The following is a 9,982-nucleotide window of genomic DNA, read 5'->3' as shown; positions in this document are numbered from 1 at the left end:
GGTCCTCGCCGTTCTGGTCGTCGCGTTCGGCGCGCTCACCGCCTGGCAGATGACGGACCGTTCGGCCGCCGCGGACGACGTGCTGCACAGCAGCCAGCCGCTGAGCGCCGATGCCGCGGACATCTACCGTTCCCTCGCCGCCGCCAACACGGCGGCGTCCAGCGGCTTCCTCGCGGGCGGCCAGGAGACGAAGAGGTCCCGCGACGACTACGAGCGCAACATCGGCCAGGCCGCCGACAAACTGGTGACGGCGGCGGCCAACTCCCAGCCCGGCTCCACCTCGGCGAAGACCATCACCGAGCTGAACACGATGCTTCCCGAGTACAAGGGCCTGGTCGAGCGGGCCCGCGCCAACAACCGGCAGGGCTTCCCCCTCGGCGGCGCCTACCTGCGGTACGCGAACGCGAAGATGCAGATCATGCTCGACGACGCCGAGCGGCTCTACAAGGTGGAGAACCAGCGGCTGCGCTCCGACTACGACGACGCGACGCCCTATCCGTGGATCGCGATCGGCGCCGGCGTCGTGGCCATCGGCGGTCTCGTGTGGGCGCAGCGGCGCAACTACCGCCGGACCAACCGCGTGCTGAACCACGGCCTGGTGGCCGCCACCGCGGCCACCACGGTCGTCCTGCTCTGGCTGGTCGTCGGCCACACCGTCGCCCGCGCCGGGCTGAACGATTCGTACGACCACGGTGTGCGCTCTCTGAACACGCTGAACGACGCCCGGCTCGCCTCGCTCAAGGCCCGCAGCAACGAGAACCTGACGCTGGTCTCCCGCGGCGCGGAGACCAAGGACGTGGTCACCGAAGCCGGGACCAGGACGGTCGACACGTTCGACTATGACTTCGACCAGCGGATGAAGGACCTCACCGCGAAGCTGGCCGCCGCCGAGGACCTCGCCGACGACGCCGCGGGCGTGAAGCCGGTCGAGGCCGCGACGGGCAACATGAAGGTCTGGAAGGAACGGCACGCGGAGGCCCGCGAGCAGGACCAGCTGGGCTACTACCAGAAGGCGCTCGACAAGGTCATCGGCTCGAAGGCCGACAAGCCGACGGGCGAGTGCTTCGACAGCGTGGACACGAATCTGGCGGCCGCGCTCACGCACGAGCGCGCCGAGTTCGAGCGGGCGGCCGGTGACGGCCGGGGCGCGATGAACGGCCTGGTGGTGGGCGCCGCGGTGCTCGCCGTGCTGGCCGCGGCCGGCGCGGTGCTGGGCATCGGGCGCAGGCTGTCGGAGTACCGGTGAGAGGGGGCATGACGATGAACGCACGACGTCTGCGGGCCAGCCTGAAGGGCTGGGGCGGTGTGGCGGCCATGGCGGTCGTCTGTGCCCTGGCGGTGGTCTTCGCACTGCTGCTGCCGGCGACCCAGTCACGCGGGAACGACGCCGAGGACCTCGCCGCGCCGGGTACGGCCAGGGGCGACCAGGTCAGGGCTGCAGAGGATTGCCCCGACCCCGAGAAGCAGAGCCTGTCGCCGTCCTCGGGCGACCAGGACGGCAAGACGGTCCAGAAGATCAAGAAGCGCGGCTACCTGGTCGTCGGTGTCGACCAGAACAGCTACCGCTTCGGCTACCGCGACCCGAACAGCGAGTCGGACAACGCCGAACTGGAGGGCTTCGACATCGACCTCGCGCAGGAGATCGCGGACAAGATCGTCGGAGACAAGCCGAACAACGTCCGCTTCCGGGCCATCCCCACCGATCAGCGCATCAAGGCGATCCAGGGCGAAAAGGTCGACATGGTGGTACGCACCATGACGATCAACTGCAAGCGGCTGGAACAGGTCGCCTTCTCCTCGCCGTACTTCGAGACCGGCCAGCAGGTGCTCGCCCCGAAGAAGTCGGACATCACCGGGCTCGACAAGTCCCTTGCGGACAAACGCATCTGCACGGCGAAGGGCTCGACCGCCTTGGAAGCGGTGAAGGCGGCGAGGACGGCGGGCACCCTCCCTGCGTCCGCCGACTTCGAGGACCGCACCGTGCCGAACCAACTCGACTGTCTGGTACGGCTGCAGCTCGGTGAGGCGGACGCCGTGGTGACCGACGGGGCGCTCGCCGCCAGCCAGGCCGCACAGGACCCGACGGTCGGGCTCAAGGGCAAGCCGTTCACGGACGAGTTCTACGGCGTGGCGATGAAGAAGGGCGCCGACGATTTGGTGCGCCGGGTCAACCAGATCCTGGTGGACTACCGCAAGGACGGGTGGCAGACGTCGTACGACAGGTGGCTCGCCGAGAGCCTCGGTGAGTCGTCCGGGCCGCCTCCGGTCCAGTACAAATGACCATGACACTCCGGTAGTTCCACGGTTGACGCGGATGATTGCGCACCGGGACGACGAGATGAGCGGCGCGGCACGAGCGGTACAGGACAGACCAGCGCGGGCAACAGGAAACGAGGGGTGATCGATGGGCGTCGCGGGACCATCCGGGCCGGTACTGGACCGGGACGAGGTGGACCGTGCGCTGGCGCGGCTCGGCGCGGAGCACGAGGCCATCGAGACCTCGCTCCTCGCCCTCCAGGACCACGCGGGCCGCAGACTCCTCGAAGGTGCCGAGCTGACGGGCACGACCAAGGAACGCTGGAGCACCGCCGAGGCGTCGATCACCCTGCTCTGGTCCTACTTCGACGCGTACGCCGACGCGCTGCGCTCCGCCCGCGAGATCCGCTCCCGCAGACGCTGGTCCAGCCGCGACGACCTCGTGGAACTGACGGAACTGCTGCGCGGGGAGAGCGTCACGGTGGCCGGCAGCGCCTCCGCGACGGCCGCCGCCCCCACGATGGCGGGCACGGGCCGGCTGAGCGAGCGCTTCACCCTCGCCGAACTCGTCGAGCGGATGAACGAGTTGTACGCGACCTCGCTGGACATGGTCGTCACGGCCGACGCCGTCTGGTCGGCGCTGCCCGCGCGGATAGATTTACTGGCCGCGGAGCTGCAGCGCACCCGCAGGCTCGCGCACTCCGTGGGCGTACGGCCCGGTGAGCACCCCTCGGGCGACGACCTGGAGCGCATCACCCGCACCCTGACGTCGCTGCGCGAGCAGGTGGTGTCCGACCCGCTGGCCTTCTGGACGCCCGCGCAGGGCAGTTCGGCGCCGGGCGGCGGCCGTCCCGACACGACACGCTACGACCGCGAGGCGCGCGCCCTGGAAGAGGTGCGCCGCGAGATCGACGCCGTGCTCACCGTGCGGCAGGACGCCGAGGCGCGGCTGGTGCGGCTGCGGGACGTGCTGAGCCGCGCGGACCGCACACTGGCCGAGGCGAGGAGCGCGCGCGGCGAGGTGCTGGCGAAGATCGCCGCCTCCGAGGTGCCCGCGGTGAGCGGCCCGCCGACCGCGCTGCAGGAACAGCTCGCGATGGCCTCCGAGTACCGCAGGCACGCGCAGTGGCACCGCCTCTCTCCCCTGCTGGAGTCCCTGGAGGAGAAGGCCGAGGACGAACTGCTGCGCGCCCGCGAGCAGTTGACCGCGGTCACCGCGCCGCTCGCGGTCCGCGCGGAGCTGCGCGGCCGGCTCGACGCGTACAAGGCGAAGGTCGCACGGCACGGTTTCGCGGAGGATCCGCTGCTGGTGGAGCGGTACGACGCGGCGCGCCGCATGCTGTGGAGCGCGCCCTGCGACCTGCGCGTGGCGGAACAGGCGGTGCTGCGCTATCAGCAGGCGGCCGCCGAAGTACTGGTGCCGAGGGTCCCCGGGAACGGCGGGCCGCAGGACCGGAGGGGGGAGTCATGAGTCAGCCGAACGAGAGCCGGCCGAGTCAGGAGAGTCAGCAGAAACAGTGTCAGCGGCCCGGCTGCCCCGGGTCGTACGAGGACATGGGCGGCGGCGAGCTGTACTGCGACACCTGCGGTCTGGCGCCGGTCGTCTCCTCGACCGGCATGGTGGGTTCGCCGCCGACCGGGATCACGGCGGGTGGCAGGGGCTCGCGGGGTTCGGGCAGCGGGAGTTCGCGCTCGGGCTCCCGTGCGTCCGCGCGTTCCACGTCGCGTTCCGCGCAGTCCCGGCGTTCGGTGTCGGGCCGCCTCTCGCGGGCCGTGTCGGGGCGGTCGACGGGCCGTTCGGTGTCGGTGCGCAGTTCCGGTTCGGCGGCCGGTTCCTCCAGCCGCGGCCGGCTCGGCGTCGGTCTCGTACAGGTGCCGGACGTACCGCGGCCCGATCCGCACGCGATGGTGCAGGAGAACCCCGAGGTTCCGGAGCGGAAGCGATTCTGCTCGCGGTCCGACTGCGGGGCCCCGGTGGGGCGTTCGCGCGGGGAGCGGTCCGGGCGCACGGAGGGGTTCTGCACCAAGTGCGGCCACCCGTACTCGTTCGTGCCGAAGCTGCGGACCGGCGACATCGTGCACGGCCAGTACGAGGTCATGGGCTGTCTCGCGCACGGCGGGCTCGGCTGGGTCTATCTGGCCGTCGACCGGGCGGTGTCCGACCGTTGGGTGGTCCTCAAGGGCCTCCTCGACACGGGCGACCAGGACGCCATGGCCGCCGCGATCTCCGAGCGCCGCTTCCTCGCCGAGATCGAGCACGCGAACATCGTGCGGATCTACAACTTCGTGGAGCACCTCGACCAGCGGACCGGGTCCCTCGACGGCTACATCGTCATGGAGTACGTCGGCGGCAAGTCCCTCAAGGAGATCGCCAACGACCGCCGCACCCCGGCCGGCAAGCGCGACCCGCTGCCCGTGGAGCAGGCCTGCGCGTACGGCATCGAGGCGCTGGAGGCGCTCGGTCATCTGCACAGCCGCAATCTCCTGTACTGCGACTTCAAGGTCGACAACGCGATACAGACCGAGGACCAGCTCAAGCTGATCGACATGGGCGCGGTGCGCAGGATGGACGACGACGAGTCGGCCATCTACGGCACGGTCGGCTACCAGGCCCCTGAGGTCGCCGACGTGGGCCCCTCGGTCGCCTCCGACCTGTACACGGTCGCCCGCACCCTGGCGGTGATGACCTTCGACTTCCAGGGCTACACGAACGTGTTCGTGGACTCCCTGCCCGACCCCGACAACATCGAGGTCTTCCGCACCTACGAGTCCTTCTACCGGCTGCTCGTACGGGCCACCGACCCCGACCCGGCCCGCCGGTTCGCCTCCGCGCAGGAGATGGCCGAGCAGCTCACGGGGGTGCTGCGCGAGGTCGTCGCCGTGCAGACGGGCCGGCCGCGGCCCGCGCTGTCCACGCTGTTCGGACCCGAACTGAAGGTCACGGACACGGAGTTGTTCGGCAGGCTGAGCGGCGACGTGTCACGGCTGGGCGTCCGCGTGGAGCCCGTACGCGAGAAGCGGGGGAAGCGGCTGAGGAAGGGCGCGCCCGTCGGGGCGAACGGCTCACCGCCGTTGACCGCCGGAGGGTACGCATCACCGGCTCCGCAGGCCGCGGCGAACGGTTCGCCGCACCTGGCTGCGGCGGGGACGAACGGCTCGCCGAACGCGCCGGCGACGACGGGGACGGGGGCGAACGGTTCGCCCCTCCTGGCGCCCGCCGCGGCCTCCCTCGTCAAACCGCTGAACACCCCGGCCGCCTCGCTCGCGCTCCCGGTCCCCCATGTCGACCCCGGCGATCCGAACGCCGGCTTCCTGGCCGGTCTGATGACGTCCGCGCCCGGGGAGCTGATCAGCGCCCTGCAGTCGGCGCCCGCCGGCTCCCCCGAACTGCGGCTGCGCGAACTGCGGGCCCGTCTGGAGCTGGGTGAACTGGACCACGCGACCAGGGCGCTCGAAACACTGGAGACGGACCACCCCGACGACTGGCGGGTCGTCTGGTACCGCGGCGTCGCGGCGCTCGCGGCCGGCGACCACGAGGTGGCGGCGGTGTCCTTCGACGCGATCTACGACGCGTTCCCCGGTGAGCCCGCGCCCAAGCTGGCCCTCGGCCTGTGCGCGGAGGTCCTCGGGCAGCTGGACAACGCCGCCGAGTACTACCGCCTGGTGTGGACGACCGACCCGAGTTATGTGAGCGCCGCGTTCGGCCTGGCCCGCGTCCAGCTCGCGGCGGGCGACCGCACCGGCGCCGTACGGACGCTGGAGTCGGTGCCGGAGTCCTCGATCCACTACACGGCGGCGCGGGTCGCCGCGGTCCGGGCGCGGCTGAGGCAGCGCCTGGCCGAGGCCGCTCCGCGCCCGCCGGGGGTGCTGGGGGCTCCTGCCGGGGCTCCGGGGGCTTCTGTGGCTCCTGGGACTTCCGGGGGCCCTGTGGCGCCGTTCCTGGACGACCTGACCTCGGCCGCGGCCCAGGTCGAGGCACTGGACGGGTACGGCCTGGACGCGGTGCGCCGCGAGCAGTTGTCCACAGAGGTCCTTGGCTGCGCCCTGGACTGGGTACTCTCCGGTATCCAGGGTTCCGCCCCGTCGAACACGGGTGCGCGGACCGTACTGCTCGGCAGTGACCTGGACGAGCGGGGCCTGCGCTTCGGACTGGAGCGTTCGTACCGGACACTGGCCCGGCTCGCCCAGGGTGGCGAGGAGAGGATCGATCTGGTGGAGCGCGCCAACCGCTACCGCCCCCGGACGTGGGTGTAATTCATGTCGCAGATGCCCCAACTGGCCGCCTGCCCCAGCTGTGAGGAACCGCTGGAGTCGGGAGACCGCTTCTGCGGTGCGTGCGGCTACGACCTGTCGGCCGTACCGGCGCCGCCGGACGACCACCCCACGATCACCATGAACGGCTCGGCGCCACGGCCTCCTTCGGCCGCGGCCGAGGCGGCGCCCGCGGCGCCCGCGGCCCCGGTGACCGCCGTGGACTGGCCCGTCGCGCCCGAGGCCGACAGCTCGGGCACCCCGGCGGCCGTGGTCCTGCCCGCGGACATCGAGGGCCGCGAGTCGGGCGGCTCCGACAGCCCCGGCGTCCGGTTCGACCGCCCCGCCGGGTCGCCCGCCCCGCCGCACGCGCAGTCGTCCGCCCTGCCACCGGAACGGCCGCAGGCGCAGGGCCACGCCCGGCCGCCGGGCCACCCGCCGGCCCCGGCCCACGCGCCGGCCCGCCCCGCTGCGGAACCGGACGAGTACCCGCTCGCCGCGCCGCTGCCGCCCGAGATCCCGGCGGACGAACTGCCGACCGTCGAGGTGCCCACGATCGAGGCGTCGCCCGCCGACCCGCGGACGGCCGACCTCGTGACGCCCGCCGCCGGTCTGAAGGTCTGCGTGGCGTGCCGCGCCGGCCAGGTCGACCGGGACGGCTACTGCGAGAACTGCGGCCACGCGCAGCCGCGCGAACGCGACCACATGGAACAGGAGCTGGACGCGGTCGCCGCGGTCAGCGACCGCGGGCTGCGCCACCACCGCAACGAGGACGCGTTCACGGTGTCCGCGACCGCGCTGCCCGACGGTGCGCCCGCGGTCGTCGCGATCGTCTGCGACGGCGTCTCCTCGGCGACCCGCCCCGACGAGGCCTCCCTGGCGGCCTCCCGCGCCGCGAACGAGTCGCTGCTCGCGGCCCTGCCCTGCGGTACGCACCCGCAGCAGGCCATGCACGACGCGATCCTGGCCGCCGCCGAGGCGGTCAACTCCCTCGCGGACCCCGCCGCCCCCTCCCACGAGCACCAGCCGCATGTGAACGCCCCGGCCTGCACGCTCGTCGGCGCCGTCGTCACCCCCACCCTGCTGGTCGTCGGCTGGGTCGGCGACAGCCGCGTCTACTGGGTGCCCGTCGACCGGTCGGCACCGCCCGCCCGGCTCACCGAGGACGACTCCTGGGCGGCGCAGATGGTCGCCGCGGGCCTGATGAACGAGGCCGAGGCGTACGCGGACGAGCGCGCCCACGCCATCACGGGGTGGCTCGGCGCGGACTCGTACGAACTGGAGCCGCACACCGCTTCCTTCAAGCCGGACCGGCCCGGAGTGGTCGTGGTCTGCACCGACGGACTGTGGAACTACGCCGAGGGCGCCGAGGAGATGGCCGAGGTCGTCCCGGCCGACGCCGCCGAACGGCCGCTGCACTGCGCCCAGGTCCTGGTGGGCCACGCCCTGGACGGCGGTGGCCACGACAACGTAACAGTGGCCGTCCTTCCGTTCCCGGCGCCGCAACAAGGGGCAGGATCGGCCTAAGAGGCCCAAGCGGTACGAAACGGTAGAGACGGCAGTGACGGTGGGGACGACTGGGACGGCGCGGGCCTCGGCCCGGTCGGGACCGGAGGGGACCGGTCCGCCCACCGACATCACCCACGACCTGTGGGAGTCCTGAGGGGGAGCAGAGAACGCATGGCCAATTTCTCGAAGTCGAACGTGCCGCAGTTCTCGGTGGAGGTCTACCAGAACGAGTACCTGCCGGAGGGCGGCCGCGAGGTCAACGCGATCGTGACGGTCACCTCCACCGGCGGCGGCACGGTCGGGAGTGCCGTCGCGGCACCCCATCTGTACACACCGGGACAGAGCCCGGACGCGGCCGTGGCGATCATGGTCGACTGTTCCGGGTCCATGGACTACCCGCCGACCAAGATGCGCGGCGCCAGGGACGCGACGGCCGCCGCGATCGACGCCCTGCGGGACGGCGTGCACTTCGCGGTGATCGGCGGGACGCACGTGGCCAAGGAGGTCTACCCGGGCAACGGCGAACTGGCAGTCGCCGACGCGCGGACCCGTGAGCAGGCCAAGCAGTCGCTGCGCAAGCTCAGCGCGGGCGGCGGCACCGCGATCGGCACCTGGCTGAAGCTGGCCGACCGGCTGCTGTCCTCGGCGGACGTCACCATCCGGCACGGCATCGTGCTCACCGACGGCCGCAACGAACACGAGTCGCCCGAGGACCTCAAAGCCGCCCTGGACGCCTGCGCCGGCCGCTTCACCGCGGACGCCCGGGGCGTCGGCACGGACTGGGAAGTGAAAGAAGTCACGGGCATCGCGTCCGCACTGCTCGGCACCGCCGACATCGTCGCCGATCCGGCGGGCCTGTCCGCCGACTTCACGCAGATGATGGAGACGGCCATGGGCAAGGAGGTCGCGGACGTGGCGCTGCGGCTGTGGACCCCGGTCGGCACCTCCATCAGGTTCGTCAAGCAGGTCGCGCCGACGGTCGAGGCGCTGACCGACCGCCGCACCGAGGCGGGCCCGCGCGCCGGGGACTACCCCACGGGCTCCTGGGGCGACGAGTCCCGCGACTACCACGTCTGCGTGGAGGTGCCTGAGGCCGGCCTCGGGCAGGAGATGCTCGCCGCCCGGGTCTCCCTGGTGATCCCGCACGGCGACGGCACCGCCCAGACCCTGGGCGCGCAGGGGCTCGTACGGGCCGTGTGGACCGACGACATGACGGCGTCCACGTCGATCAATCCGCAGGTCGCGCACTACACGGGTCAGGCGGAACTGGCGCAAGCCATCCAACAGGGCCTGGATGCGCGCAAAGCGGGAGATGCCGACGGGGCGACGGCGAAACTGGGCCGCGCGGTTCAGCTCGCGAGTGCCTCCGGAAACGCGGATACGGCGAAACTGCTTGCGAAGGTGGTGGACGTGGTCGATGCCGCGGCGGGTACTGTGCGATTGAAGGCGAAGGTCGCGGAGGCCGACGAGATGACTCTCGAAACACGGTCCACAAAGACTGTTCGTGTAAAGAAGTAGCGCAGTGCACAGGCACTACGCGCACAGTACGTAGCGAAACGCGAGCATCACGCACGCCGTTCTGCACGATTTACGGTCCCCGGTGGGCCGGACATGAGAGGGGGAAGCGCCGACATGCCGACCTGCCCGAACGGACACCAGTCGGGTTCCGACGACTGGTGCGAGGTCTGCGGTCACCGCATGGCCGGTGCCGTGCCCCCGCCACCTCCGCCGCCGCCCCCGGCGGCCGGTTACGGCTACCCGCCGCCCGGCCGGGGCGGCCGGCCGCACCTGTCCGCGGTGCCCGACCCGGCGCCCGAGGCGGAGCTGTGCCCGCAGTGCCGCACCCCGCGCGAGGGCGGGGCGCCGTTCTGCGAGGAGTGCCGGTGGAACTTCCTGACGAACACCGCGACCTCGTACACCCCCGCCGCGCCGCGTCCCCCGGGGCCGGGCCCGGGCGGTCCGGGTC

6 protein-coding genes and 1 pseudogene are annotated in these 9,982 nt (G+C 72.1%); all 7 read left to right on the top strand.

Annotation, left to right across the window (positions count from 1 at the left end; genetic code table 11):
* Positions 1-1,246 (top strand): hypothetical protein (locus tag ACFWGJ_RS36530; protein ID WP_387333204.1); only part of this gene is annotated, 1,246 nt, incomplete at its 5' end.
* Between the two features lie 14 nt (positions 1,247-1,260).
* Positions 1,261-2,280, top strand: a complete 1,020-nt coding sequence (locus tag ACFWGJ_RS36525) for a glutamate ABC transporter substrate-binding protein (protein ID WP_387333202.1) — start codon at positions 1,261-1,263, stop codon at positions 2,278-2,280.
* Between the two features lie 124 nt (positions 2,281-2,404).
* A complete protein-coding gene (locus ACFWGJ_RS36520) occupies positions 2,405-3,727 on the top strand; it encodes a hypothetical protein (RefSeq protein WP_387333200.1) in 1,323 nt (440 codons plus the stop codon).
* Entirely contained in the window at positions 3,724-6,510 is a 2,787-nt protein-coding gene (locus ACFWGJ_RS36515) for a tetratricopeptide repeat protein (protein WP_387333198.1), read from the top strand. The genes ACFWGJ_RS36520 and ACFWGJ_RS36515 overlap by 4 nt, the downstream gene beginning before the upstream one ends.
* A gap of 3 nt (positions 6,511-6,513) precedes the next feature.
* Positions 6,514-8,034: a PP2C family serine/threonine-protein phosphatase gene (locus ACFWGJ_RS36510; RefSeq protein ID WP_387333196.1), complete on the top strand. Its 1,521-nt coding sequence runs from the start codon at positions 6,514-6,516 to the stop codon at positions 8,032-8,034.
* Positions 8,035-8,187: 153 nt separating this feature from the next.
* Positions 8,188-9,534: a VWA domain-containing protein gene (locus ACFWGJ_RS36505; protein WP_387333194.1), complete on the top strand. Its 1,347-nt coding sequence runs from the start codon at positions 8,188-8,190 to the stop codon at positions 9,532-9,534.
* 114 nt (positions 9,535-9,648) lie between these two features.
* Positions 9,649-9,982, top strand: a pseudogene (locus ACFWGJ_RS36500) (phosphopeptide-binding protein); the annotation flags it as partial.

The organism is Streptomyces sp. NPDC060205, from assembly GCF_042728395.1.
Classification (GTDB): Bacteria; Actinomycetota; Actinomycetes; order Streptomycetales; family Streptomycetaceae; genus Streptomyces.
Note: the sequence above shows the minus strand (reverse complement) of the source record. Positions and strands in the feature narration are given on the sequence as shown.

Coding starts and splice junctions, on each gene's coding strand:
- ACFWGJ_RS36505 (WP_387333194.1), top strand. CDS start 8,188: ATGGCCAATTTCTCGAAGTCGAACGTGCCGCAGTTCTCGGTGGAGGTC.
- ACFWGJ_RS36510 (WP_387333196.1), top strand. CDS start 6,514: ATGTCGCAGATGCCCCAACTGGCCGCCTGCCCCAGCTGTGAGGAACCG.
- ACFWGJ_RS36520 (WP_387333200.1), top strand. CDS start 2,405: ATGGGCGTCGCGGGACCATCCGGGCCGGTACTGGACCGGGACGAGGTG.
- ACFWGJ_RS36525 (WP_387333202.1), top strand. CDS start 1,261: ATGAACGCACGACGTCTGCGGGCCAGCCTGAAGGGCTGGGGCGGTGTG.
- ACFWGJ_RS36515 (WP_387333198.1), top strand. CDS start 3,724: ATGAGTCAGCCGAACGAGAGCCGGCCGAGTCAGGAGAGTCAGCAGAAA.